Origin of the sequence: Streptomyces aurantiogriseus, from assembly GCF_014649375.1 — a bacterium.
Lineage (GTDB): Bacteria > Actinomycetota > Actinomycetes > Streptomycetales > Streptomycetaceae > Streptomyces > Streptomyces aurantiogriseus.
Map to the genome: position 1 here is coordinate 75,607 of NZ_BMSX01000024.1, position 24,832 is coordinate 100,438.

18 protein-coding genes are annotated in these 24,832 nt (G+C 72.1%); 8 read left to right on the plus strand and 10 right to left on the minus strand.

Features of this window, described 5'->3' with window-relative positions; translation table 11 throughout:
• Positions 1-116 precede the first annotated feature (116 nt).
• Positions 117-4,670, plus strand: coding sequence for a DNRLRE domain-containing protein (locus IE263_RS38130; RefSeq protein ID WP_189942667.1), 4,554 nt, complete (start codon positions 117-119; stop codon positions 4,668-4,670).
• Positions 4,667-5,086 carry a hypothetical protein gene (locus tag IE263_RS38135; RefSeq protein ID WP_189942668.1) on the plus strand — a complete coding sequence of 140 codons (420 nt, stop codon included), beginning with the start codon at positions 4,667-4,669 and terminating at the stop codon, positions 5,084-5,086. Before IE263_RS38130 ends, IE263_RS38135 begins: the two co-directional genes overlap by 4 nt.
• A 174-nt stretch (positions 5,087-5,260) precedes the next feature.
• On the opposite strand, the gene IE263_RS38145 is transcribed toward IE263_RS38135, so the two are convergent.
• Positions 5,261-5,833 carry a cob(I)yrinic acid a,c-diamide adenosyltransferase gene (locus IE263_RS38145; protein ID WP_189942669.1) on the minus strand — a complete coding sequence of 191 codons (573 nt, stop codon included), beginning with the start codon at positions 5,831-5,833 and terminating at the stop codon, positions 5,261-5,263.
• Between the two features lie 419 nt (positions 5,834-6,252).
• Here IE263_RS38145 and IE263_RS38150 point away from each other — a divergent pair, with 419 nt between their 5' ends.
• Both IE263_RS38150 and IE263_RS38155 read left to right on the plus strand, forming a co-directional pair.
• Positions 6,253-6,576, plus strand: coding sequence for an STAS domain-containing protein (locus tag IE263_RS38150; RefSeq protein ID WP_189942670.1), 324 nt, complete (start codon positions 6,253-6,255; stop codon positions 6,574-6,576).
• Positions 6,577-6,811: 235 nt separating this feature from the next.
• A complete protein-coding gene (locus IE263_RS38155; protein WP_189942671.1) occupies positions 6,812-9,325 on the plus strand; it encodes an ATP-binding protein in 2,514 nt (837 codons plus the stop codon).
• A gap of 86 nt (positions 9,326-9,411) precedes the next feature.
• On the opposite strand, the gene nucS is transcribed toward IE263_RS38155, so the two are convergent.
• Complete coding sequence (gene nucS / locus IE263_RS38160; RefSeq protein ID WP_103780022.1) at positions 9,412-10,083, minus strand: endonuclease NucS; 672 nt, start codon at positions 10,081-10,083, stop codon at positions 9,412-9,414.
• Between the two features lie 364 nt (positions 10,084-10,447).
• Here nucS and IE263_RS38165 point away from each other — a divergent pair, with 364 nt between their 5' ends.
• Positions 10,448-10,840, plus strand: a complete 393-nt coding sequence (locus tag IE263_RS38165) for an SCO5389 family protein (RefSeq protein ID WP_189942672.1) — start codon at positions 10,448-10,450, stop codon at positions 10,838-10,840.
• 85 nt (positions 10,841-10,925) lie between these two features.
• On the opposite strand, the gene IE263_RS38170 is transcribed toward IE263_RS38165, so the two are convergent.
• Positions 10,926-11,954 (minus strand): LLM class flavin-dependent oxidoreductase, encoded by a 1,029-nt coding sequence (locus tag IE263_RS38170; protein WP_189942673.1) that lies wholly within the window; start codon positions 11,952-11,954, stop codon positions 10,926-10,928.
• 223 nt (positions 11,955-12,177) lie between these two features.
• Between IE263_RS38170 and IE263_RS38175 the strand changes: the two genes are divergently transcribed.
• Positions 12,178-12,510: an Rv1322 family protein gene (locus tag IE263_RS38175; protein ID WP_189942674.1), complete on the plus strand. Its 333-nt coding sequence runs from the start codon at positions 12,178-12,180 to the stop codon at positions 12,508-12,510.
• 16 nt (positions 12,511-12,526) lie between these two features.
• Here the strand turns inward: IE263_RS38175 and IE263_RS38180 are convergent, their stop codons facing one another.
• The 7 genes from IE263_RS38180 to mce form a co-directional block, all read right to left on the minus strand.
• Entirely contained in the window at positions 12,527-13,396 is an 870-nt protein-coding gene (locus IE263_RS38180; RefSeq protein WP_189942675.1) for an ABC transporter permease, read from the minus strand.
• A complete protein-coding gene (locus tag IE263_RS38185) occupies positions 13,393-14,817 on the minus strand; it encodes an ABC transporter ATP-binding protein (RefSeq protein WP_189942676.1) in 1,425 nt (474 codons plus the stop codon). Before IE263_RS38185 ends, IE263_RS38180 begins: the two co-directional genes overlap by 4 nt.
• A 111-nt stretch (positions 14,818-14,928) precedes the next feature.
• Complete coding sequence (locus IE263_RS38190; protein WP_189942677.1) at positions 14,929-15,699, minus strand: ABC transporter permease; 771 nt, start codon at positions 15,697-15,699, stop codon at positions 14,929-14,931.
• Positions 15,700-15,701: 2 nt separating this feature from the next.
• A complete protein-coding gene (locus tag IE263_RS38195) occupies positions 15,702-16,649 on the minus strand; it encodes an ABC transporter ATP-binding protein (protein ID WP_189942678.1) in 948 nt (315 codons plus the stop codon).
• Positions 16,650-16,805: 156 nt separating this feature from the next.
• Positions 16,806-17,741: a coiled-coil domain-containing protein gene (locus IE263_RS38200; protein WP_189942679.1), complete on the minus strand. Its 936-nt coding sequence runs from the start codon at positions 17,739-17,741 to the stop codon at positions 16,806-16,808.
• 183 nt (positions 17,742-17,924) lie between these two features.
• The gene (scy, locus tag IE263_RS38205; RefSeq protein WP_189942680.1) at positions 17,925-21,800 is read right to left on the minus strand and encodes a polarized growth protein Scy; all 3,876 of its coding nucleotides are present in this window, start codon (positions 21,798-21,800) and stop codon (positions 17,925-17,927) included.
• 233 nt (positions 21,801-22,033) lie between these two features.
• Complete coding sequence (mce, locus tag IE263_RS38210) at positions 22,034-22,474, minus strand: methylmalonyl-CoA epimerase (RefSeq protein WP_189942681.1); 441 nt, start codon at positions 22,472-22,474, stop codon at positions 22,034-22,036.
• 150 nt (positions 22,475-22,624) lie between these two features.
• On the opposite strand from mce, the gene IE263_RS38215 reads away from it, so the two are divergent.
• Both IE263_RS38215 and meaB read left to right on the plus strand, forming a co-directional pair.
• Positions 22,625-23,827: an acetyl-CoA C-acetyltransferase gene (locus tag IE263_RS38215; RefSeq protein WP_189942682.1), complete on the plus strand. Its 1,203-nt coding sequence runs from the start codon at positions 22,625-22,627 to the stop codon at positions 23,825-23,827.
• Between the two features lie 42 nt (positions 23,828-23,869).
• Positions 23,870-24,826, plus strand: a complete 957-nt coding sequence (meaB, locus tag IE263_RS38220; RefSeq protein ID WP_189942683.1) for a methylmalonyl Co-A mutase-associated GTPase MeaB — start codon at positions 23,870-23,872, stop codon at positions 24,824-24,826.
• The last annotated feature ends 6 nt before the right edge of the window (positions 24,827-24,832 follow it).

Genomic DNA, 24,832 nt, shown 5'->3' on the forward strand with positions numbered 1-24,832 from the left:
CTCCTCCTCCCGGCGATCTTGTTCGGGGTTCAACAGGGAGGGAGACGACGTTGTCGGCATCCATACGGGCCCAGCGAAGATCGCGGTGGGGTGGTCGGAAACGAGCCACGGCAGCCATGCTGGTGCTGGCCCTGACCGGCGGCTTCGCCGCGGTGGTCGAGCAGGGGGCGCAGGCGGACACCGGCACGGAACCGGCACCGGCCGCGCTGCCGGCGCGGGACCTCGGACCCGCCGAGGCCGCCGACGAGTCGGAGGCGCGGCTCCTCGCCCAGATGCAGGGCCGCCGGATCGAGATCCTCTCGGAGCGCACCGCGACCGGCGGTGTCTGGGCCAACCCGGACGGGACGCTCACCGCGGAGGCGTACCCCGCCCCCGTCCGGGTGAAGGAGAACGGGACCTGGCACGCCATCGACACCACGCTGTCCGACACCGGCGCCAGCCTCACCCCGGAGGCGACCGCCACCGACGTCGACGTCTCGGACGGCGGTGACACCAGGCTCGCCACCGTGACCCACGGCAGCCGGTCCTTCGGGCTCGGCTGGCAGGAGCCGTTGCCCATCCCGGCCGTCGAGGGCGACACCGCCTCGTACGAGGTGGGACAGGCCGAGACCCTCACCGTCACCGCGCTGCCCGACGGCTTCGCCCAGAACGTCGTCCTGGCCGAGGCGCCCGCCGATCCGGTCACCTACCGGATACCGGTGCGGACCGCCGGACTGCGCCTGTCCCAGGCCGAGTCCGGGCACCTGCTGCTGAAGGACACCGCCGGCCGGCTCGTCGCCGAGGCACCCGCGCCGATGATGTGGGACTCCAGCCGGAACCCGGCCTCGGGCGAACCGGAGCGGCAACTGCCCGTCGGCACCGAGATCGAGGAGGACGCGGAGGGACGGCAGACCCTGGTCCTCACCCCGGACCCGAAGTTCCTCGCGACCGCCCGCTATCCCGTCACCGTCGACCCGACGTCCACGCTCGCCGCGAGCACCGACACCTGGGTCGCCACCAACTACCCCGACTCGCAGGTCTCCTCGACCGAGCTGAAGTCCGGGACGTACGACGGCGGCACCACCAAGGCGCGCTCGTACCTGAAGTTCGACGTGGCGGACCTGGCCGGCAAGCACATCGTCGACACCAACCTGTCCCTCTACTCGACCTGGTCCTCCTCCTGCTCCACCGAGGGCTCCGGTACCCAGATCCGGCGTGTCACCTCCGCCTGGACCTCGTCGGCCGTCACCTGGGGCGAGCAGCCCTCGACCACCACCACCGGCGCGGTGACCAGCACGGTCGCCAAGGGCTACTCCAGCGACTGCCCGGCCGGCACCGTGAACTTCGACGTCGACGCCATCGTCCAGGCCTGGGCCGACGGCGAGGACAACCACGGTGTCCAGGTGCGCGGCGTCGACGAGACCGACTCGCTGACCTGGCGGCGCTACCGCTCGGCCAACCACGTCTCCGGCGAGGACGCGGACACCGAGCCGCACCTCAGCGTCACCTACGACGCCTACCCGGGCACCGCCGCGCCGTTCCTGCCGGTCAGCGGCACCGCGACGGCCGACGCCACGCCGACGCTGCGGGCCCGCGCCACCGACGCCGACCTCGACGAGCTGCGCTACACCTTCGAGGTCTGGGACGCCGACCTGACCACCCGCCGGACCACCGGCACCACGGCCTATCTGTCGCCGGCCTCCATCGCGAGCTGGGCCTCGCCGACCCTGCCCTCCGGCGTGTACAAGTGGCGGGCCAGGGCCTACGACGGTGTCAACTGGTCCAAGGCGTGGTCGAGCTGGCGCACCCTCACCGTCGACCCGAGCGCGCCCACCGCCCCGGTGATCGCGAGCACCACCCACGCCTCCCCGGACTCCTGGTACGGGGCCAACGACTTCACCGGCACCCTGAGCGCGAGCGACACCAGCGCCATCACCGGATACGCCGTCAAGATCGACCAGAGTCCGCTGACCCCCGCGGGCACCGAGGTCACCCAGACCTCCACCACCGTCTCGGCGGCCGACCGCGCGGACGGCACCTGGTACGTGCACGCCGCCGCCCGCAACGCGGCCGGACTGTGGTCGACCACCCGGCACTTCACGTTCCACGTGGACACCACCCTGCCCGGCGCACCCGCCGTCAGCTCCTCCACCCACCCGCTCACCTCGGCCGTCTACGCGAGCCGTACCGCGGACTTCTCGTGGACCCCGCCCACCGACAACTCCGGCGTCGCCGGATACGCGGTGAGCGTCGACCAGAGCGCTGGCACCGTGCCCGCCACCACCGGCACCGTCCAGACGGGCACCACGTTCCGCGCGGCCGTCGCCTCCGACGGCACCTGGTACCTCCACGTGCGCGCCAAGGACCGGGCCGGCAACTGGTCGGCGACCGCCGCCCACTTCGCGTTCCAGGTCGACGCCGGTCTGGCGCTGCGGCCCACGATCACCTCGACCAGCCACCCGGACCAGTCCGGCGCCTACCGGAGCACGGCCTTCTCGGCCGCCTGGCAGACCGCCGGGACCGCGGCCGGATACAGCTACACGGTCGACGCCTCCGCCGCCACCGTCCCCGACACCGTGAGCGACGGCACTGCGGCCTCGTACTCCGTCACCAAGGGCGAGGGCACCTGGTACCTGCACGTCCGGGCGGTCGACTCGGCCGGGACCTGGGGTCCCGCGGCGCACTACCGGTTCACCGTCGACACCGTGGCCCCCGCGGCCCCCGGTGTCAGCTCGCCGGACTTCCCCGGTGACGGCTGGGCCGGTGACGCGGGGGACACCGGCACCTTCAAGCTGACGTCCGGCGACGCCGGGCTGAGCGCCCTGCGCCACCGGCTCGACGGAGGTGCCGAGACCACCGTCGCCGCCGCCGGAGCGGCCACCACCGTGCAGGTGACCGTCCCGGACGAGGGCAGTCACCACCTGACCGTGGTCGCCGTCGACAAGGCGGGCAACGCCTCCGCTGCCACCACGTACACCTTCCACGTCGGCACGGCCGGCCTCGTCTCCCCGCTGCCCGGCGAGGACGTCGGCCACCAGGTGCCGCTGGCGGCCGCCGGACCCGCCGACCTGACCGGCGCCACCTTCCAGTACCGCCGCGCGGACACCGAGGCCTGGACCGACATCCCGGCCGCCCAGGTGACGGGCGCCTCCGGTACGGCCGTGACCTGGCCCGTCGCCATCAGCGGCGGCACGCTGTCCGGCCTGGTCTGGGACACCGGCACGCTCGCCACCGACGGGGACCTCCAGCTGCGGGTCCGCTTCGAGGGCGAGGACAGCCCGGCCCCCTCGGAGCCGGTCGGGGTCGTCCTCAACCGGGTCGACGTGCTCACCCAGCCGGTCGCCCTCGACGCCCTCGCCGAGCCGGACACCGCCGAGTCCTACGCCCTGGAGACCGCCGAGGCACGCGCCGAGGCCGACCCGGACGTCTTCGCGCCGCCGTACCTCGACGGCGACACCGGCAGGATCGTGGCGCCGGTCACCGACAGCGCCGCGAAGACCGACGCCACCGCCGCCATCACGCTCACCGACATCCCCGTGGACCAGGGCAGCGACGACGGCAGCGCCGAGGGCGACCCGGACACCGACGTGGCCGCCCCGACCGGCGAGGACGGCGTGGCCGACCCGGTGGCCACCCAGGACACCACGATCACCCCCGTGACCGAGGAGGTCGACCACAGCCAGGCCGAACTGGAGTCCATCACCGACGAGGTGCTGCTGCTCACCGACGACGAGGTGCCCGGCGCCTCGCAGTTGGTCACCGCCGCCGTCGACGCGGAGAACAATCGTGTCGTCGTCGAGGTCCCCGCGGGCAACGACGCGGTCGCCGACGCGCTGGGCAAGCGCTACGGCAGCGACACCGTCGCGGTGCGGGTCGCCCCCGAGGTCGCGGCCCTGCGGAACTCGGCCGGCCGCTACAGTGACGCCACCCCCTACAAGGGCGGAGCGGCCTACGAACCGGTGCGGGTCTCCTCCAACGGCAGCCTGAGCGACGGCTGGCGGTGCACCACCGCGTTCCCCTGGACCCACCAGGGCAAGCCCTACATGCTCAGCGCGGGCCACTGCACCACCGGCAACGGCTACATGAACAGCTGGAACCCCGAACTCACCTTCGCCTACGTCGCGTACGACAACTGGAACAACAGCAAGGGATCGGTGAAGGTGGCCGGCAAGTCGTACTACTCGGGCGACCTGGTGACGGGCGAGGTGCTGGAGAACAAGTACAACGTCTCGGCGCGCATCTACAAGGGCGGTCCCAACGGCACCTCCACCCGCCGCATCCAGGACCGCTGGACCACGCGCTCCAAGGTGGGGCAGAAGTTCTGCTCCGGCGGCTCGACCACCGGCGAGGTCTGCAACTGGAAGGTCACCAGCGGCAAGCTGACCCTCGAGTACAGCGACGGAACGATCATCAAGAACGCCACCCGCGCCAAGAAGAGCTCCGGAACCTGCAACTACCCCGGTGACTCCGGCGGGCCCGTCTACACCGTCCTCAGCAACGGCCACATCTACGCCAAGGGCGTCATCTCCGGCGGACTCTGCTCCGGCTGGGGCATCGGTTCCGACGGGGACGACGACGGGTGGAACGACGACAAGGACTGCTCCGATGCCACCGACTACGACTGCGCGATCATCTTCACCGACATCAAGCTGGCCGAGGACGCGCTGCCCGGTGTGGTGAAGAAGTGGTGAGCAGGGTCGTGCGGTGCGCCGGGGCCGCGCTCGCGGCCCTGGGCACGCTGACCGCGTGCGGCGGGCCGGCCGAGCCGTGCGAACTGCTCGACCTCGTCCCGGAGGTCGCCGTCACCTGGCAGGCCGACGCCCTGCCCTACGGTGCGGACGCCACGTACCGGTTGTGCGTCGCGACCCACTGCGCGAGCGGTGCGCCGCTGGTGTACAAGGACCTGGTCCGGGTCAAGGTGCGCCTGCCCGAGGGCTTCGACGAACGGAAACCGACGGTGACCCTGAAGCTCTCCGGCGGTCGGGGAGCGAAGGAGCTGACGGCCTCCCGCACGATCACCCTGCGGCAGACGAAGGAAGGCTGCGACCAGGCGCTGACCGGTTCGCTGCAGCTCACCGCGGACGGTGAACTGAAGGAAGCCGACTGAGCCGTGCCGGGCGGGGACACCACACCCGCCCGGCACACAGCACGCCCACGCCTGTCCTCAGCGTTCCCCGCCCGGCACCCACAGGACATCGCCCACGGCCTTGTTGGCAGTCCGGGCCAGAATGCTGCATGTTCCGGGGGCAACCCCCGGACCCCCGGCCGTGGGTGGGTGTCCTCAGCGTTCCCCGCCCGGCACCCACAGGACATCGCCCACGGCCTTGTTGGCAGTCCGGGCCAGAATGAACAGCAGGTCCGACAGTCGGTTGAGGTAGGTCGCCGTCAGGGGGTTCATCACCTCGCCGTGGACCTCCAGGGCGGCCCAGGTGGAGCGCTCGGCGCGCCGGACCACCGTGCAGGCCTGGTGCAGCAGGGCCGCGCCGGGGGTGCCGCCGGGGAGGATGAAGGAGCGCAGCTTCTCCAGCTCCGCGTTGAAGCGGTCGCAGTCGGCCTCCAGCCTGTCGACGTAGAACTGCTCCACCCGCAACGGCGGGAACTCCGGTTTCTCCACCACGGGCGTCGACAGGTCCGCGCCCACGTCGAACAGGTCGTTCTGCACGCGGGTGAGCACCTTGACGATCTCCTCGTCGAGCCCGCCCAGCGCGATCGCCGTACCGATGACCGCGTTCGCCTCGTTCGCGTCCGCGTACGCGGCGATCCGCAGGTCGGTCTTGGCGACCCGGCTCATGTCGCCGAGGGCCGTGGTGCCCTGGTCGCCGGTCCTGGTGTAGATGCGCGTCAGATTGACCATGCGGCCAATCTAGACCGTCCTTCCGGATCCGTTCCGTTCCCTTCGTCACTGCTGGTCAGTGCGGGGCCAATCGGTATGAATCGGACAGGAGTTGGCGACGTGATCGGCGTCTCACGCCCTGAGACGTGAAACGCGTTACTAACCGGTCACACAGCGCCTCACGCCCGCTAGTGTCCGGCCGAGAGCCGTGGGGAGGGCAGCCGATGCGCCGGATGGCTGATGCCGGTGAGATCGGATGCGCGAGCGGGCAGGGCTTCCACAAGCGCTGAAACCGCACAGGCCCCACCGGCCTCACCCCTGCGGGTGAATTCGGTATCGGTTCGCTCACAGACGGCAACCTCCGGCCGCTTCACGCAGTCAGAGGAGGCAACACCGGACATCACACCGCGGAGCACCAGACGCACGCTTAGGGGAGCGCTATGTACATCAGGGGCGACCACGTCGAGCTGGTCGTCGGGGGCCGCCTCGACGTCCGCAGCGCGGCGGACGCCCGTACGGTCCTGCACACGGCGGTGGACGACGGCGTCGGCGACCTGGTGCTCGACCTGTCCGAGCTGGACTCCTGGGACGCCACCGGACTCGGCGTCATCATGGGCGTCCACCGCCGGGCCGGCCGCTGCGGCCGCCGCCTCGTCCTGCGCGGCGTACCGCCCCAGATGCAGCGCCTGCTGGTGGCCACCCGGCTGCACCGGATCCTCGCCATCGAGGGCGGTATCCGTGTGGAGTCGCTGCCCGGAGTGTGAGACCCACGGACCGGGAGACCCGCGAAGAAACGTGAAGCCGCGCAATCCTGACCGGACCGTGACGTCTCGGGCGGCGCGCCACCCCGGACTGTCGTAGATACTGTGCGAAGGTTTACCGTTCGTCTGCCCGCCGCCCGCAGCCCTCGAGCGGGCACCGGACCAGAAGCGACAGCGCAGTGTGCAGCAAGGCCGGGAGGGGCTACCGCCACACGACGCTTTTGGGGGGCTTGAACCCATGGACCCGAACACCCGGGGACCCGAGGAGTACGGCCACGACGGCGACGGCCACGCGTCGCGCCCGCGTCCGTCCAGGGACCCCCTGACACCCGACTTCGGCCAGCACACGCCGGCCCTCGCGCGCACCGTGCGCCTCGTCTCCGGGGACCATCTCCTCACGGTCAACCCCGTCGACGGCAGCGAGATCGAGCTGTGCCCGCCCACCGAGCGGCCCGAACGGCCCGCCAAGCGCACGCCCGAGGCGCGCGCCGAGGCCGACCGCGCGGCCAGGCCTCCCGTACCGGCCGGCCCCGCCCAGCCGGCGCAGCCGCTGCTGGGCCGCCAGGACGAGCGGGAACAGCTCGTGCGCCTGCTCGCCCGCGGGCGGTCCGTCTGTCTCATCGGGCCCGCCGGCTCCGGCCGCACCAGCCTGCTCGACCTCGTCGCCGAGGACTGCGCCGACCTCGCCCCCGACGGCGTCGTCCGCCTCGTCGGCTACCACCGCACCACCGCCGACCTGCTGCACGACCTCTTCCACGCCGTCTACGACGCCCCCCTCCACCGCCCCGAGGACGACGAACTCCGTGCCCTCGTCGGCGAGATCGGCGCGGTCGTCGTGGTCGACGACCTGGAGATCGGCGGCGCCGCCCTCGACGAGCTGCTCGACGCCACCCCCGAGTGCGCCTTCCTGTTCGGCGCGACCCCCGACGCCCCGGCGCCCTCCGCCGACTCCGCCGTCGAGGAGGTCGTCCTGAGCGGCCTCGACCGCGCGGGCGGCGTCGAGGTGATCGAGCGCGCCGTCGGCCGGGTCCTCACCGAGGAGGAGGCCAACTGGGCCGGTGACCTCTGGTTCGAGTCCGAGGGCCTGCCGCTGCGGTTCGTCCAGGCCGGCGCCCTGCTGCGCCAGCGCGACCAGCTGCGGGCCACCGCCGGCGCCGTCGACGAGTTCGGTGTCTTCGAGGACGCCCGCCCGCTCGCCTCGCCTCTCGACGCCGCTGCCGACGAGAGCGAGGAGATACCCCTGCCCTCGCTGGGCGAGGCCGCCGCGCCCGCCCCGCTGCTCGCCGCCCGCCTCAGCGCCTCGGCCCGCGCCACCCTGCGCTTCGCCGTCGCCCTCGGCGGCGAGGTCCCGCACCAGGCCCACCTGCCCGCCCTCGTCGGCGACACCCACGCCGACGCCGCCCTCGGTGAACTCGTCGCCTGCGGGCTCGTCTCCCCGGTCGGCACCCGCTACCGGCTCGCCGCCGGTGTGCAGACCCAGCTGGAGGCCGCCGGATACGCCGACGACGTCGCCGCCCGCGCCCACACCGCCGCCCAGCACTACGCCTGGTGGGCCGGACACCCCTCGGTGACGCCCGAGCGGGTGTGCGCGGAGGCCGACGCGATCCTCGCCGCCCTCGCCGTGACCGTCCCGGCCACCGAGCGGCCCGCCGAGGGCGAGGAGGCCACCGCGGTCCAGCTGGCCCGCACCGCCGCGCCCGCCTTCGCCGCCGGGCTGCACTGGAGCGCCTGGGAGCAGGCCCTGCACGAGGGCGCCGAGGCCGCCCGCCTCGCCGGGGAGTCAGCGGACCGGGCCTACTTCCACCACGAACTGGGCGTCCTCGCGCTCTGCGCCGGACAGCTCGACCGGGCCCGTTCCGAACTGGAGGCCTCCGTCGGCCTGCGCGGCGCTCTCGCCGACAAGCGGGGCACCGTCGCCGGCCGCCGCGCCCTCGCCCTGGTCGCCGACCGCTCGGGCGACGTGCCCGGCCTGGCGGCGCTCATGGCCGCCGAGGAGGTGCCCGACGCCCGCCACGAGGAGCCGGCGCCGGCGCCGCGCCGCATCACGGCCGCCCTTCCGTCGGCTCCGCCCACCGCCCCCACCGTCGTCACCAGCCGGCCCTCCCCGTCCCCCGCCCATCGCGGCCGGGGCGGCCTTCGGGGACTGGCCAAGCGCAACCTCGTGGCGGCCGGCGCGGGCGCCCTGCTCGTCGCCGTGCTCGGCACGGTGGTCACGCTCGGCGCGACCTCCAACAACGACGCCACCGACCCCTCCGACCAGGTCGGCGTCACCCCCTCCGCCAGCGTCGGCGTGGACGACGGCGACCTGGGCGCGGACAACCCGGGCGACGACACCGGCAACGGGGACACCGGGGTGGCGACCAGCCGGCCGACGGATCCGGGGCCGGACGGGGCGATGGGGACGTCGGACGATCCGACGGCGGCGGGGGTGGAGCCGACGCCGGGGGCGAGCAGTTCGCACAGCTCGGGGAGCGGCGGGTCGTCTCCGACGCCGACCGAGTCCTCGTCGTCGAGCCCGACGCCGAAGCCGTCATCGTCCACGTCGTCGTCGCCGCGGCCCTCGGGCTCGTCGAGTACCTCGACGTCGCCCTCGCCGAGCGGGTCCTCGCCGGGGCCGTCCGAGTCTCCCAGCTCCAGCGTCCCGTCCACGGCCAGCAACTCCGTCTCCTCCGCTCCCGTGAGCCCCACCACCGCCTCGCAGAGCAGCACGGGAACGCCGGCCACGGCTGACTCGTCGGACCCGGTGATCTGAGCCGCCGGCGTTTCCCCGGCACGGACGAGGGCCGGGTCCCCACCGGACCCGGCCCTCGTCGTCGTACCGATTCCTCGTGCCGTCGCTCAGAACAGCCGCAGTTTGTCGTCCTCGATGCCGCGCAGGGCGTCGTAGTCCAGGACCTGGCAGCCGATGCCGCGGTCCGTGGCCAGGACGCGGGCCTGGGGCTTGATCTCCTGGGCGGCGAAGATGCCCCGCACCGGCGCCAGATGGGGATCGCGGTTCAACAGCTCGAGGTAGCGGGTGAGTTGCTCGACGCCGTCGATCTCGCCACGCCGCTTGATCTCCACCGCGACGGTCTGGCCTTCGGCGTCCCGGCAGAGGATGTCGACCGGGCCGATGGCGGTCATGTACTCGCGGCGGATGAGGGTGTAGCCCTCACCGAGCGTCTCGATGCGGTCGGCGAGCAGTTCCTGGAGGTGTGCTTCCACGCCGTCCTTGATCAGGCCGGGGTCGACACCGAGTTCGTGCGAGGAGTCGTGGAGGATCTCCTCCATGGTGATGATCAGTTTCTCGCCTGCCTTGTTGACGACGGTCCAGACGCCTTCCTCCTCGCCGGTGCCCTCCTTCAGCGTGCAGGGCGGCGACATCCAGTTGAGGGGCTTGTAGGCCCGGTCGTCCGCGTGGATGGAGACGCTGCCGTCCGCCTTCACCAGGATGAGACGGGGGGCGGAGGGGAGGTGGGCGGTGAGCCGGCCCGCGTAGTCCACGGAGCACCGGGCGATGACGAGACGCATGGTCGGCAACGCTACTCGACGTCCCAGGGGCCACGCGATTCGCCCACCCGTCTCCCACCACCACCCTCAACGGAGGCCCTACGGGTCGCACCTTCTGGTCCCCTGTCTTTCCCTCCTCACCCTCAACCGGGGCCCTACGGGGCGCACCTTTTGAACTGGAAAACCTCAGTTCGACAGTGGCCGATAGTGGGCCCAACCGGCCGTCCCTATGTGCCCGTTCTCCTGGTGCGGTCACGGTCCGTTGCCTACGGTAGAGAACGGGAGGTCGCGATGCGTGTACTCAGCGTGCTCGGTGTTCTTGCATGGCGAAGTCCCTTTCCCTGTCCGGCAACCCCTGCGCTTCGGGGGTGCGAGAGGAGAACCCATGTCGCTCGACGTCTCACCGGCCCTACTCGAACAGGCCGAGCGAGGCGAGGTCGACGAAGCAGAATTCGTCGACTGCGTCCGGACCTCCCTGCCTTACGCATGGGAGATGATCAGCTCCCTGGTGGTCCAGCTGAAGGTGGACGGCGGACAGTTCGCCGACAACCAGACGCCCCCGCCGGACGAGCAGGCACGCGGGCAGTTGTTGCGAGCGCTGGCGAGTGACGCGATTCGCGGCGCCCTGCAGCGACACTTCGGCGTGCGGCTGGCGTTCCAGAACTGCCACCGGGTGGCGGTGTTCCCGTTGGACACCTCGGTCGACGAGACGCACGCCCGTTTCACCTCGGTCCGCAGTCAGGTGCTGAACCAGTCTCCGGAGTTCCGAGACTGCTGAGGCAGTGAAAGCCTGTTGCTTGCCGCTCCTCCAGCGGGAGGTGCCAGCGGTACGGGAGCGGCAAGCTCCTCGGCGGCGGGGCCGTTCACCGGAGGTGGGGGAGGACCTCCGAGCCCAGCCGCCGAACGTTCTCCTCCGTGGCCGCCAGGTCGCCGGAGCCCTCGACGAGGAGGGCGAAGCGCGAGATGCCGGTCCGCTCGCTGGTCGCCGCGAGGCGGTCGACGCACAGCCGCGGGGTGCCCACCGGGTGCAGCCCGCAGAGCAGTTCGGTGTACGCCACCGGGTCCCGCATGGACCGGGCCCGGCCGTCCACCGTCACATGCGCGTCGAGGCCCTGCTTCAGCCAGCCCGGCATCGCCTTCACCAGCGTCTCCACCGCGTCGATGCGCCGGTCCGCGATCTGGCAGACGCCGGCCGAGACATGGCCCGCACCGCGGATCTCCTCCGCCGACCGCCCGGCCGCGCGCGCGTGCTGGCGCCACAGGGCGATCATCTCGGCCTTCTCCTCGTCCCCGACGTGCATCCCGAGCAGCATCGGCAGCCCGCGCTCGGCGGCCAGCCGCACGCTCGCGGGGGAGGTGCACGCGACGATCACCTCCGGACCCTGGGTCTCCGTCAGGGCCTCCGACGGCCGGGGGACGACCGGGACGTCGCGGAAGCGGTATCGCTCGCCGTCGGCCCCGACGGCCGGTTCGCGCAGCCAGCGCACCAGCAGATCGAGTGATTCCGGGAACCCCTGTTCGTACGCCTCCAGGCCCGAGCCGAACACCTCCAGGTCGACCCAGGGCCCGCCGCGCCCCACGCCCAGCGAGAAGCGGCCGCCGCTCGTCAGATGCAGCAGCGCGGCCTGTTCGCCGAGGGCGACGGGATGGGCGGTGGGCAGCACGCTCACCGCCGTACCGACCCGGATGCGCCGGGTGCGGCCCAGCAGTAAGGCGGCCAGGGTGACCGCGGACGGGCAGGTGCCGTAGGGCACGAAGTGGTGCTCGGCCAGCCAGACCGAGTCCAGGCCCGCCTCCTCGGCGACCTCGGCGGAGCGGACCGCGCGATGCAGCGCCTCCCCCTGGCCCTGCCCCGGGAACTGGGCCGCCAACACGAAACTTCCAACACGCATGGGACTTTCCTGCTTCCTTGGCCCCGACACGGAGCTCCCCCACTCGGCATAACCGTCTGACACGTGCCGAGGACACGGCCTGGTGGGGAGATTTGCGGATTGTCTGCAGAATCGGGCACATCGGAGGGGGACTTGGGAGGACCGGCGACCTACGGGTACCCCCGTCGGCGCCGCGTAGGCTGGACACCAACCCTGCTCCCTGTATAGCCCCGTGAGGTGTCCCGTGTCCCCGCGTCGCAACCGACCCAAGGGTGACGGCTCGTCCGGCCGGAGCGCCGAGGACGACCGGGCGAGCCGTTACGGCGGCTGGCAGTCCACGGTGGGCTGGCAGGGCGAGGAGTGGAACGTGCGGCACGTGGCCGGCGCGAGCGCGCAGGGCAAGTCGTACCGCTGCCCCGGCTGCGACCAGATGATCCCGGACGGTGTGCCGCACGTCGTCGCCTGGCCCGAGCACGCGGGCGTCGACGACCGCCGGCACTGGCACAAGGCCTGCTGGAACGCGCGGGACCGCCGCACCCCAGGGGTGCAGCGGTCCCGTAACGCGCCGAGGTTCTAGGCCGAGGCCCGGAAGATCACACGTCCCGCTTCTCCAGCAGCGTGAAGGCGCCGGCGAACGCGGCGGCCGTCACGCCGAGCGCGATCCACAGCGGGTCCCAGCCGGACGGGCCGGTCTCGGTCAGCGACGTGGAGTAGAAGACGCTGAGCTGGTTGGGGATCGAGTACTCGAACAGGGCCTGACGCAGGTCCTCCAGGGACGACGAGAACATGAAGAGCGCGATCACCAGCGGGGCCAGCACCAGGCCGATCATGATCGTGATGGCGCCCGCCGAGTGCCGGATGACCGAGCCGACGGCCAGGGACAGCAGCCCGAGCAGGGCGATGTAGAGGGACACACCGAGCGTGCCCTTCAGCCATTCGCTGCCGGAGGGCTCACGGGCGTCCGGCAGCAGGGCCACGTCCACCATCGCGACCAGGACCGCCGACACCAGCGTCACCACGAACGCGACCAGGAAGAACACGACCCCCTTCGCCGCGAGGACCCGGCCGCGGGACGGGCAGGCCACCATGGTGGTCCGGATCATGCCGGTGCCGTACTCCGAGGCGGTGGTGAGCACGCCCAGCGTGATGATGCACATGCTGCCCAGGAGCAGTCCGAAGAAGCCGAACGACAGCGGGTTCTCACCGGACAGCTCGCCCTCGCCGGCGTTGGCGGCGACCAGTGCCGCGGTCGCCAGACCGATGCCGACGACGAGCAGCACGAACACGCCCAGCGTCCACATCGTGGAGCGCACCGACCGGATTTTCGTCCACTCCGAGCCGATGGCGTGCCCCAGGTGCGTGCGCACGACGGGGATCGGCGAGGTGTAGCTGGGGTACGCGGGCCCGGGTGCCCCCTGCCAGGCGGGCGCGGTCTGCGGAGCCGGGGTCTGGGGCGTGCTCATCGGGCGTCCTCGGTCTTGGTCGGGGCGGGTGCGGGGGCGCCTGCGGGCTGCGCCTGCGGCGCGGCGGCCGGGGCCGCCGGAACCTGAGCCTGCGGAGCCGGGGCGGCTGCCGCAGCTGCCGCGCCTGCGGCGGGGGCCTGGCCCGCGGACGCGGAGGACCCGGAAGCCTGCGCGGGGGCGGGCGGGGCCGCCGGAGGCTGGGCCTGCGGTGCGAGGGCCAACGTGGCGGCCGACGGTGCGGCGGCTGCCGGAGGGCCGGACGGTGCCTGGTGCGCGGGCGCGGCGGGCGGCTGCGCCGGGGCGGCCTGGGCGTAGGGGTTGGCTCCGCCCGGCGCGACGGGTGCGCCGTACTGCGCCGGTGCGGCCCCCTGGGCGGGCTGCGGCGGGGCGTAGCCGTGCTGCGGGGGCGGCGGGGCGTACCAGCCGGGCTGGCCCTGGCCCGGTACCGGCATCGGCGGCTGGGCGCCGGGCGGGAGCGGCTGCTGGAGGCCGGCCTTCTGGTCGGTGGTCGACCGGTAGTCGACGGCTCCCTGCGTCATCCGCATGTACGCCTCTTCCAGCGAGGCCTGGTGCGGCGACAGCTCCCACAGGCGTACGTCGGTGTCGTGGGCGATGTCGCTGATGCGCGGGAGGGCCAGGCCGGTGACACGCAGGGCGCCGTCCTGCTCGGGCAGCACATGACCGCCCGCCTCGGTGAGCGCGGTGGCCAGCTTCTCGCGCAGCTGCGGCTCGGTGTGCGGGGTGCGGACGCGCGCGAAGTCGGCGGAGTTCGCCGAGATGAAGTCCTTCACGCTCATGTCGGCGAGGAGCTGTCCGCGCCCGATGACGATCAGATGGTCGGCGGTCAGCGCCATCTCGCTCATGAGGTGCGAGGAGACGAACACGGTCCGCCCCTCCGCCGCGAGGGACTTCATCAGGTTGCGCACCCAGAGGATGCCCTCGGGGTCGAGGCCGTTGACCGGCTCGTCGAACAGCAGTACCTGGGGGTCGCCGAGGAGCGCGGCGGCGATGCCGAGCCGCTGCCCCATGCCGAGCGAGAACCCCTTGGACCGCTTCTTCGCCACGTCCTGGAGCCCGACCACGCCCAGCACCTCGTCCACCCGCCGGGCCGGGATGCCCGAGAGCTGGGCCAGGCACAGCAGGTGGTTGCGGGCGTGCCGGCCGCCGTGGACGGCTTTGGCGTCCAGCAGGGCGCCGACCTGGCGGGGCGCGTTCGGCAGCTTGCGGTAGGGATAGCCGCCGATCGTCACCGTCCCCGAGGTCGGGTTGTCCAGGCCGAGGATCATCCGCATCGTCGTCGACTTGCCCGAGCCGTTCGGCCCGAGGAAGCCCGTGACGGCCCCCGGTCGTACCTGGAAGGAAAGGTTGTACACAGCGGTCTTGTCGCCGTAGCGCTTGGTCAAGCCGACTGCTTCGATCATGCTCCGCACCCATCGACAGGTTCAGGACAGCGGGGCGCACGCCCCCCGTAAGGGTTAGGAGGATATCGAGGCGCTGACGGTTCCGCTCAAATCCAAGTAAAGCCCAAGGCCTCAGGCATCGCGTTTCTTCAGCAGCAGACAGCCGCCCGCGAGGGCCGCCACCACCCACACCACCATGATCGCGAGCCCGCCCCAGGGCCCGTACGGCGTGTCGTCGTCGATCGGGGTGACCACCTGCATGATCTTGCTGCCGGCCTGGTCGGGCAGGTACCAGCCGATCTTCTTCGTCGCGTCGACGTTGCCGAGGATGTTGGAGATGAGGAAGAAGAACGGCATCAGGATGCCCAGCGACAGCATCGGCGAACGCAGCATCGCGGCCATGCCCATGGAGAACACCGCGATCAGCGTCATGTAGAGGCCGCCGCCGATCACCGCCCGCAGGACGCCGGTGTCGCCGAGCGACGCCTTGTGGGAGCCGAGCATCGCCTGGCCCAGGAAGAACGTGACGAAACTGGTCGCCATGGAGACGACGAGGGCGAGCCCGGCCGCCACCGCGATCTTGCTGAACAGGAAGGTGCCGCGCTGCGGCACGGCGGCCAGCGAGGTGCGGATCATGCCGGTGCTGTACTCGTTGGAGACCACGAGCACCCCGAACACGATCATCGCGAGCTGACCGAGACTCATCCCGGCGAAGCTGATGAACGTCGGGTCGAAGGAGAGCCGCTCGGTGCGGCTCATGTTGTCGAACTCGCTCTTCGACAGCGCCGAGATCAGCATGCCGAGGGCGATGGTGACGACGACGGCGAGGGAGAGCGTCCAGACGGTGGACGCGACGGAGCGGATCTTCGTCCACTCGGACCGGATGACCTGGGTCGCCGCCATGCTCAGCCCCTCCTCCAGCTGTCGCCCCACTGCTGCGCGGCCGGGTCGGTGTGCGCGTGGTACTCGACCGACTCCGCGGTCAGCTGCATGAACGCCTCCTCCAGGGAGGCCTGCTGAGGGCTCAGCTCGTGCAGCACGATCTGGTGCTGCGCGGCCAGCTCCCCGATGGCCTCGGATTTGTCCCCGTCGACCTCGAGCGTGCCGTTGCCGGTCTCCACGACGGTGATCCCGGCGGCGTGCAGCACATCGAGCAGCCGCTCGCGCTGCGGAGTGCGGATCCGGACGTAGGACCGCGAGTTACGGGCGATGAAGTCGGCCATGGAGGTGTCGGCGAGGAGCCGCCCCTGGCCGATCACCACGAGATGGTCGGCGGTCAGCGCCATCTCACTCATGAGATGGGACGACACGAACACCGTCCGCCCCTGCGCGGCCAGCGACTTCATCAGGTTGCGGATCCAGTGGATGCCCTCGGGGTCGAGGCCGTTGACCGGCTCGTCGAACATCAGGATCCGCGGGTCGCCGAGAAGCGCGCCCGCGATACCGAGCCGCTGGCCCATGCCCAGCGAGAACCCCTTCGCCTTCTTCTTCGCGACGGCGGTGAGCCCGACGGTGTCGAGCACCTCGTGCACCCGGCTCCTCGGGATGCCGTTGCTCTGCGCCAGGCACAGCAGATGATTGAAGGCACTGCGCCCACCGTGCACGGCCTTGGCGTCCAGCAAGGCGCCGATGTACTTCAGCGGGTCCTTGAGCCGGTCGTAGTGCTGCCCGTCGATGCGTACGTCGCCCGCGGTCGGCCGGTCGAGCCCGAGCATCATCCGCATGGTGGTGGACTTGCCGGCACCGTTGGGACCGAGGAAGCCCGTGACGATGCCCGGTCTGACGGTGAAGGTGAGGTTGTCGACCGCCACCTTCTCGCCGTACCGCTTGGTCAGACCCTCGAGCTCGATCATGCGGGCCACGCTATGACCGACGTGCGGCGGATGCCACCCGGACGGGCAAACAGCGGCCAACGCCTGTGGCAACAACCGTCAAAGCCGCGGCCGGCCGCATGCGAAAGGGGCGGCCGGACCAGGTCCGCCGCCCCTCACCTCGCTCGTACTCGGTGACTACCGGGTCTGCTGAGCCGGCACACCCCGGGAGATCGGCTCGTCCTCGGTCGGGGAGCCGGCGGCGGCGACCGCGGCGCCCGTGAGGGTGGCGAGCATCTCGCGGACGTTCGTCAGCTGAGCGTTGATGGAGTCGCGGCGGTTGGTGAGAGCCGCGAGCTCGCGCTCGGATTCCGAACGGATACGGTCGGCCTTGGCGTTGGCGTCGGCCACGATGTCCTCGGCCTGGCGCTGCGCCGTCTCGACGGTCTGGCGGGCGCGGCGCTCGGCGTCCGTGCGCAGCTTCTCCGCCTCCAGGCGCAGCTGCTCCGCGCGGTGCTCGATCTCGGCGAGCCGCTTCTCCGCCTTCTGCTGACGGGACGCCAGGTCGCGCTCGGACTGCTCGCGGCGCTTGGCGAGGTTCGTCTCGAAGTCGGCAGCGGCCTGCGCGGCCTTGGCGCGGGTCTCCTCGAAGAGGGCGTCGGCCTCCTCGCGCTTGGACTGCGCGTCCTTCTGGGCCTCGGCGCGCAGCTGCGAGGCGTCACTCTTGGCCTTCTCGACGATCCGGACGCCCTCGTCCTCGGCCTTGGCCTTGCGCTCCGCAGCGAACGATTCTGCGTCGTTGCGGACCTGCTGGGCCGCCGACTCGGCGAGTTCGCGGTGCTGCTCGGCCGCGCGCCGGGCCTCCTCGCGGAGATCCTTGGCCTCTTCTTCGGCGAGGCGGAGGATCTTCTCGACACGCGCGCCGAGACCGGCGTACGACGGCTCGGCGTCGGTCACGGCGGCCTGGGCGTTCTGCGTCTCGAGGTGGAGCTCCTCGATGCGCTTCTCCAGAGCGGTGATGCGGGCGAGAGCGCTGTCACGGTCGGAGACGAGCTTGGAGATCCGTTCGTCCACCTGAGCGCGGTCGTATCCACGCCGCACAAGCTCGAAGCCGTAGGGGGAAGTGTCGCTCATGGGGTTCCTGTCGAATGAGACCGGTGAGGTGATAGGTGGAATCCTAGGGGCCGAAGCGGTCTGTCATCGAGCGGATACGTGTTTGATCTGAGGAATGACACCCCTTTTGGGTGGCCAATCGGCGGACGGCTTGCCAAAAACTTGGTCAAAGGCCCCAGACAACAACGGATTCCGGCCGATCCGCTAGCCCTCCGAGGACTTGCCACCCGATCGAGGCGCGCCCACCGTCGCCTTGACTCCTGAGTCCTTGCCCGAGGAAGGCGCCTCGAAGGACTCGAGCGCCTCCAGCACGTCCTGGACCCGGGAGATCTCGGCGTTGATGTCCTCGCGGCGGCGGACCAGCACCTCCAGTTCGCGCTTGCCCTCCTCGACCGTGCGCCGGGCCTCGCGAATCGCCTCGGCCTTGAGTTCCTCGGCCTCCCTGATGAGCGCGGACTTCTTCTGCTCGGCCTCCTTGAGCAGCCCCTCGGCCTTCTTCACAGCGGCGATACGGACCTTGCCGGCCTCGGAATTGGCCTCCGACACCAGCTCCTTGGCCTTGGCCTGCGCCTTGGCGAGCTGCTCCTCGGCGGCCTTGATGAGCGCGTCGCAGCGGTCACCGGTCGACTTCATCGTCTCGGCGGCCTCGCGGCGGGCCCGCTCGTGCAGCTCCTCGATCTCGGCGGTGATGCGCTCGCGCAGCTCCTCCGCCCGCTCCCTGATGGCGGTCGCGTCCCGGCGCGCGCCGACGAGCAGCTCGTCCGCGTCCGTACGGGCCTTCTCCACCCGGGCGTTGCCCTCGACCGTCGCCTCGGAGACGAGCCGGTCGGCCTCCGCGCGGGCCGCGCCCACCATCGTGTCGGCCTGTGCCTCCGCCTCCGCGGTGGTCTTCAGCGCCTGCTGTTGCGCCTCGGTGAGCAGCTTGTCCGCCTCGGCGGTGGTCTCCGTGATGAGCGTGTCGACCTGCTCGGCCGCCTCCGAACGCCGCTTGTTGGCCTCCTTGCGGGCCTCGTCCAGCGTCCGGTCGGCCTCGTCGCGCGCCACGCTCAGCATGCGGTCGGCCTCCGCGGCCGCCTCCGCCTTGACCCGCTCCGACTCGATCCGGATCCGCTCGGCGTGCTGCCGCGCGGAACCGACCGTCTCGGCGGCCTCGGCGCGCAGCCGCTCCGCGTCGCCGCTCGCGTCCCCGATCAGCTTCTCCGCCTTGGCGACCGACTCGGCCCGCACCCGCTCGGCCTCCGCGGCCGTCTCGGACTGCAGCCGCTCGGCCTCGGCGAGGGTCTCCGTCTGCAGGCGCTCCGCCTCGGCGCGCGCCTCCGTGATGAGGGTGTCCGCCTGTGTCGCCGCGTCCGACCGGATGCGGTTGGCGTCGTCGCGGGCGTCCGCCCGGGTGCGCGCCGCGTCCTGGTCGGCCTGGGCGATGGTGTCCGAGGCCTCCGTGCGCACCCGCTGGGCGTGTGCGGCCGCCTCCGAGCGCAGCCGCTCCGCCTCCGCGATCGCCTCGCCGACGGTCCGCTCGGCCAGCGCCCTGGCGGCCTCCGACTCCTCGTTCGCCTCGCGGCGGACACGGCTCGCGTCCTCGCTGGCCCGCTCCCGCTCGGCGTAGGCGTCGGTGCGGACCCGGTCCGCCTCCTCCTCGGCCTCCCGCCGCGTACGGTCCGCCGCGTGCTCGGCGGCGGAGCGCAGCCCGGTGATCTCCTCCTGGGCCTGCTCGTGCAGCCCGGCCACGGAGTCCCGCACCTGCTGGGCGTGCTGCTCGGCCGCCGACACCATCTCGGTGGCGCGCCGGTCGGCCTCCTCCACCAGGCGGACGGCCTCGGCCTGCGCGTCCTCGACACGCCGGCGCGCCGACGCCAGCAGCTCCTCGCTCTGCTCGCGGGCCCGCTCCCGCTCCTGGTCGGCCTCCTGGCGGGCCGCGCCGAGGAGCTCCTCGGCCTCGCGGCGGCGCCGGGCGGCCTCCTCCTGGGCGGCGGCCAGCGTCTCCGACGCCTCGGCGGCCAGCCGCTCGGCGGCGGCCTGCGCCTCCGCGCGCACCCGGTCCGCGGTGTCCTGCGCCTCCGACTTCAGCCGCTCCGCCTCGGCGGCGGCCTCCGACCGCAGCCGTACGGCGATGGCCTCGCCCTCCGCGCGGGACGCGGACGCGTCCGAGGCGGCCTCGGTGCGCAGCCGCTCCGCCTCCGCCTCCGCCTGCTGCTGGAGCGAACGGATCCGCTCGGCGGCCTCGGTACGCAGCCGGTCGGTCTCCTCGGCGGTCTCGCGGCGGACCCGCGAGGCCTCCTCCCGGGCGTCGGTGAGCGCCTGCTCGGCGGCGGCGAGCCGCTGCTCGGCCTCCGAATGCAGCCGCGTCAGCTCCTCGGCGGCCTCCGCCCGCCGGGCCTCGACCGCCCGCTCGGCCTCCTCGCGCAGCTCGCGCGCGGCCTGTTCGGCGTTGTCGGTGATGGTCTGCGCGAGATCGACGGCCTCGTCGCGCTGCTGCTCGGCCTCCTTGCGGGTGCGCTCCAGCGTCTCCTCGGCCTGCCGGCGCAGTGTGGTGGCCCGCTCGATGGCCTCCGTACGGACCTTCTCGCTGTCCGTGGTGGCCTTCTGACGCAGCTCGTCCGCGTCGGCCTTGGCCTTCGCCAGCAGCTCCTCGGCGGTCTTGGCCGCCTCCTCGATCTGCTGGACGGCCTCCTTGCGGGCCTCCGCGCGGATCTTCTCGCCCTCGGCGACCGCGTCGGCGCGCAGCTGCTCGGCCTCGCCGCGCAGCCGGCGGGCCTCCTCCTGCAGCTCGACCGTCTTGGCGCGGTACTCCTTGGTGTCGTCCTTCGCCGCGCCCTTGAGCTCCTCGGCGATGTCGTGCGCCTCGGCCCGCAGCCGGTCCGCCTCGGCCTCGGCCTCCCGGCGGATGCGCTCGGCCTCCTCGGCGGCGGCCTTGGTGGTGCGCTGCGCGTCCTCCTGCGCCTTGTTCAGGACGTCCTCGGCGGTCTTCGCCGCCTTCGACAGCTGGGTCGCGCTCTCCTCGGCGGTGAGCGTACGGGCCTTCTCGGCGGCCTCGGCGAGGACCTTCTCGGCCTCGGCGCGGGCGTCGGCGAGGACCTGTTCGGCGTCCGCCTTGGTGGTCTCGGCCTCCTTGGTGGCCTCGCTGACCAGCCGGGCGACCTGCTCCTTCGCGGTACGCGCGCGCTGCTCGTTCGCCGTTTCGGCGCTCTGCAGCGCCTTCTCGGCGGCCGCCTTGGCCTCGGCGACGAGCTTCTCCGCCTCGGTGCGCGCCTCGCGCAGCGCCGTGTCGGCCTCCGCCATGCGCTGCTCGGCGGTCCGGCTCAGCTCCTGGGCCTGGCGGCGGGCGGCGTCGGACTCGTTCGCCGTGGAGCTGCGCAGCTGCTCGGCGTGGTCGGTGGCCTCCTGGGCCTGGGTGGAGGCGGCGTTCAGCAGGCGCTCGGCGTCCGCGCGGGCGCGGCGCAGCAGCTGCTCGGCCTCCGCGCGGGCCGCCTCGGCCTCGCTCTGCAGCCGCTGCCGGGCCTCCGTGGCCACCCGCTCGGCCTCGGCGCGCGCGGCCGTCAGGGACTGTTCGGCCTCGGCCCGCGACTCGTCGAGGAGCCGGCGGGCCTGCGACTCGGTGCGGGCCCGCAGCTGCTCGGCCCACGCCACGTTCTCGTTGACGTGCGACTCGACGGTCTGCCGGCGCTCCGCCAGCTCCTGGTCCAGCTGCTGCCGGCGGGCCACCGCCTCCGCGTGCAGCTCCGCCTGGAGCCGGGCCGCCTGCTCGGCGTGCTCCTGGAGGATGCGCTGGGTCTGCGCCCGCGCCTGGCTCAGCTCGCGCTCGGCGTCGGCGCGGATCTGGTCCGCCTGCAGCTGCGCGTTGCGCAACAGCTGCTCGGCCTGGTAGCCGATGTCACCGCCGTCGAAGGCGGGCCGGGACATGATGGTGCGCCGCGCCTCGTGCAACTTGGCGCGCAGCACCTCGACCTGGTAGCCGAGGTCCTCGGCATGCTGGATCGCCTTTTCCCGCTCGGTCTTCAGCCGCTTCATCTCGGCTTCGAACCGAGTGAGGTGGTCGACGTCAGCCGCCGGCTCCCGCTCCTGGCTCTCGTAGCCCCGCACTGCGCGGTCCCATCCGTCCCCTGGTCGCAAGCTTCTCCAACGAGCTCCGTCCATCCGCCGAACGGGGCCCCCGGGGAATGGTGTCAGATCAACGGCGGAGCACGGGCTGCTGCCCCGACGCTCGTCCCCCGAAACCCGGACCCCGGCTGGTCCTGCCGTCGAGACGGCAGGACGTCGGTCGCCCGTCATGAACGGCGACCGACCCCAACCCTACCGGCCCCTATGTACGAGGGTCAGTGCTCAGGTGACTCAACTGGGGCCGATGTGACCAGTTCTGTCAGTACTCCGTGGCAATCCTTGGGGTGCAGGAAGGTGATTCGTGACCCCATGGAGCCGCGCCGCGGCTCTTCGTACAGAACGCGTACGCCCTTGTCCCTGATGTCGGCGGCGTCGCCGTCCACATCCGCCGTACCGAAAGCGATGTGATGCACGCCCTCGCCGTTCTTCGCGAGCCACTTCGCGACGGTGGAGTCCTCCCTGGTCGGCTCCAGGAGCTGGAGGTACGAGGCGCCGCCGTCGGACGTATCGTTGATCTTGAGCATGGCCTCGCGCACGCCCTGCTCCTCGTTGACCTCGGAGTGGAACACCTCGAAGCCGTAGGTGGCCCGGTAGAACTCGACGGTCCTGTCGAGGTCGAAGCAGGCGATCCCGATGTGGTCGATTCGCGTCAGCATGGATTCAGTGCAGCGCCCCGGAGGTGGTTACGCAACGTGCGCGCGATCACACCGACGGCCCGATGACGGCACGGAGTGCCACTCAGTACATTCGAAGTAAACCCTCGTTCACTCCTCGGCCCGTGCAGGCCGGTAAGGGGATCACAGCTCATGACTGGAACGAACAGCCCGACCTCGGTGATCGTCGCGGGTGCGCGTACGCCCATGGGGCGTCTGCTGGGCTCGCTGAAGTCCTTCTCCGGAGCCGACCTCGGCGGCTTCGCGATCAAGGCCGCCCTCGACCGTGCGGGGATCGGCGGCGACCAGGTGCAGTACGTGATCATGGGCCAGGTGCTCCAGGCCGGCGCGGGCCAGATCCCGGCCCGCCAGGCCGCGGTCAAGGCCGGCATCCCGATGAACGTCCCGGCGCTCACCGTCAACAAGGTGTGTCTGTCGGGCCTCGACGCGATCGCGCTGGCCGACCAGCTGATCCGTGCGGGTGAGTTCGACGTGATCGTCGCGGGCGGCCAGGAGTCCATGACCAACGCCCCCCACCTGCTGCCGAAGTCCCGCGAGGGCTTCAAGTACGGCGCGGTCGAGATGCTGGACGCGATGGCCTACGACGGTCTGACCGACGCCTTCGAGAACGTCGCCATGGGCGAGTCGACGGAGAAGCACAACACGCGGCTCGGCATCGGCCGAACGGAGCAGGACGAGGTCGCCGCGCTCTCCCACCAGCGGGCCGCCGCCGCGCAGAAGAACGGCCTGTTCGAGGCCGAGATCACCCCGGTGGAGATCCCGCAGCGCAAGGGCGAGCCGGTCGTCTTCAGCAAGGACGAGGGCATCCGCCCGGAGACCACCGCCGAGTCGCTCGGCAAGCTCCGCCCGGCCTTCGCCAAGGACGGCACGATCACCGCGGGGTCCTCCTCCCAGATCTCCGACGGCGCGGCGGCCGTGGTCGTGATGAGCAAGGCCAAGGCGCAGGAGCTGGGCCTGGAGTGGATCGCGGAGATCGGCGCCCACGGCAATGTGGCGGGCCCGGACAACTCGCTCCAGTCCCAGCCGTCCAACGCGATCCTGCACGCCCTGAAGAAGGAGGGCCTGGGGGTCTCCGACCTCGACCTCATCGAGATCAACGAGGCCTTCGCCGCCGTCGCGGTCCAGTCAATGAAGGACCTCGGAGTGTCCACGGAAAAGGTGAACGTCAACGGCGGAGCCATCGCCCTGGGCCACCCGATCGGTATGTCCGGCGCCCGGGTCGTGCTGCACCTGGCCCTGGAGCTCAAGCGGCGGGGCGGCGGGGTCGGCGCGGCCGCGCTGTGCGGCGGTGGCGGCCAGGGTGACGCGCTGATCGTGCGGGTACCCAAGGCCTGAGTCCCGCTTTCTGGACGCCCCTCTCTCGTGAACGGAGCTGTGATGCAGGACGTCTCCTCGCTGGTCGCTCAGGCCAGGGAAGGCCGGCCCCGGGCCGTGGCCCGGCTGATCTCCCTGGTGGAGGGGGCGTCCCCGCAGCTCAGGGAGGTCATGGCGGCCCTGGCCCCGCTGACCGGCAACGCCTACGTGGTGGGCCTGACCGGCTCGCCGGGCGTGGGCAAGTCGACGTCCACCTCGGCGCTGGTGACGGCGTACCGCAAGCAGGGCAAGCGGGTCGGCGTCCTGGCCGTCGACCCGTCCTCGCCGTTCTCCGGCGGCGCCCTGCTCGGCGACCGCGTCCGCATGTCCGAGCACGCGTCGGACCCGGGCGTCTACATCCGCTCGATGGCCACCCGCGGCCACCTCGGCGGCCTCGCCTGGGCGGCCCCGCAGGCGATCCGTGTCCTCGACGCGGCGGGCTGCGACGTGATCCTGGTCGAGACGGTCGGCGTCGGCCAGTCGGAGGTGGAGATCGCCTCCCAGGCGGACACGTCCGTGGTCCTGCTGGCCCCCGGCATGGGCGACGGCATCCAGGCCGCCAAGGCCGGGATCCTGGAGATCGGCGACGTGTACGTCGTCAACAAGGCCGACCGGGACGGCGCCGACGCGACCGCCCGCGAACTGAACCACATGCTCGGCCTCGGAGAGGCCCGCGGCCCCGGCGACTGGCGCCCCCCGATCGTCAAGACGGTCGCGGCGCGCGCCGAGGGCGTCGACGAGGTGGTGGAGGCCCTGGAGAAGCACCGCGCGTGGATGGAGGAGCACGGGATCCTCGCCGAACGCCGCCGCTCCCGCGCCGCCCGCGAGGTGGAGACGATCGCGGTCACGGCGTTGCGGGAGCGGATCGGCGATCTGCACGGGGACCGGCGGCTGAGCGCGCTGGCGGAGCGGATCGTCACGGGGGAGCTGGACCCGTACCGGGCCGCCGATGAGCTGGTGGCGGGGCTCACCGAGGGGTGAGCCCCG

Bases quoted from the DNA above. Each gene is read 5' to 3' on its own strand.
- IE263_RS38130 (WP_189942667.1), top strand. From the start codon at position 117: ATGCTGGTGCTGGCCCTGACCGGCGGCTTCGCCGCGGTGGTCGAGCAG.
- IE263_RS38145 (WP_189942669.1), bottom strand. From the start codon at position 5,833: ATGGTCAATCTGACGCGCATCTACACCAGGACCGGCGACCAGGGCACC.
- IE263_RS38150 (WP_189942670.1), top strand. From the start codon at position 6,253: ATGTACATCAGGGGCGACCACGTCGAGCTGGTCGTCGGGGGCCGCCTC.
- IE263_RS38155 (WP_189942671.1), top strand. From the start codon at position 6,812: ATGGACCCGAACACCCGGGGACCCGAGGAGTACGGCCACGACGGCGAC.
- nucS (WP_103780022.1), bottom strand. From the start codon at position 10,083: ATGCGTCTCGTCATCGCCCGGTGCTCCGTGGACTACGCGGGCCGGCTC.
- IE263_RS38165 (WP_189942672.1), top strand. From the start codon at position 10,448: ATGTCGCTCGACGTCTCACCGGCCCTACTCGAACAGGCCGAGCGAGGC.
- IE263_RS38170 (WP_189942673.1), bottom strand. From the start codon at position 11,954: ATGCGTGTTGGAAGTTTCGTGTTGGCGGCCCAGTTCCCGGGGCAGGGC.
- IE263_RS38180 (WP_189942675.1), bottom strand. From the start codon at position 13,396: ATGAGCACGCCCCAGACCCCGGCTCCGCAGACCGCGCCCGCCTGGCAG.
- IE263_RS38185 (WP_189942676.1), bottom strand. From the start codon at position 14,817: ATGATCGAAGCAGTCGGCTTGACCAAGCGCTACGGCGACAAGACCGCT.
- IE263_RS38190 (WP_189942677.1), bottom strand. From the start codon at position 15,699: ATGGCGGCGACCCAGGTCATCCGGTCCGAGTGGACGAAGATCCGCTCC.
- IE263_RS38195 (WP_189942678.1), bottom strand. From the start codon at position 16,649: ATGATCGAGCTCGAGGGTCTGACCAAGCGGTACGGCGAGAAGGTGGCG.
- IE263_RS38200 (WP_189942679.1), bottom strand. From the start codon at position 17,741: ATGAGCGACACTTCCCCCTACGGCTTCGAGCTTGTGCGGCGTGGATAC.
- mce (WP_189942681.1), bottom strand. From the start codon at position 22,474: ATGCTGACGCGAATCGACCACATCGGGATCGCCTGCTTCGACCTCGAC.
- IE263_RS38215 (WP_189942682.1), top strand. From the start codon at position 22,625: ATGACTGGAACGAACAGCCCGACCTCGGTGATCGTCGCGGGTGCGCGT.
- meaB (WP_189942683.1), top strand. From the start codon at position 23,870: ATGCAGGACGTCTCCTCGCTGGTCGCTCAGGCCAGGGAAGGCCGGCCC.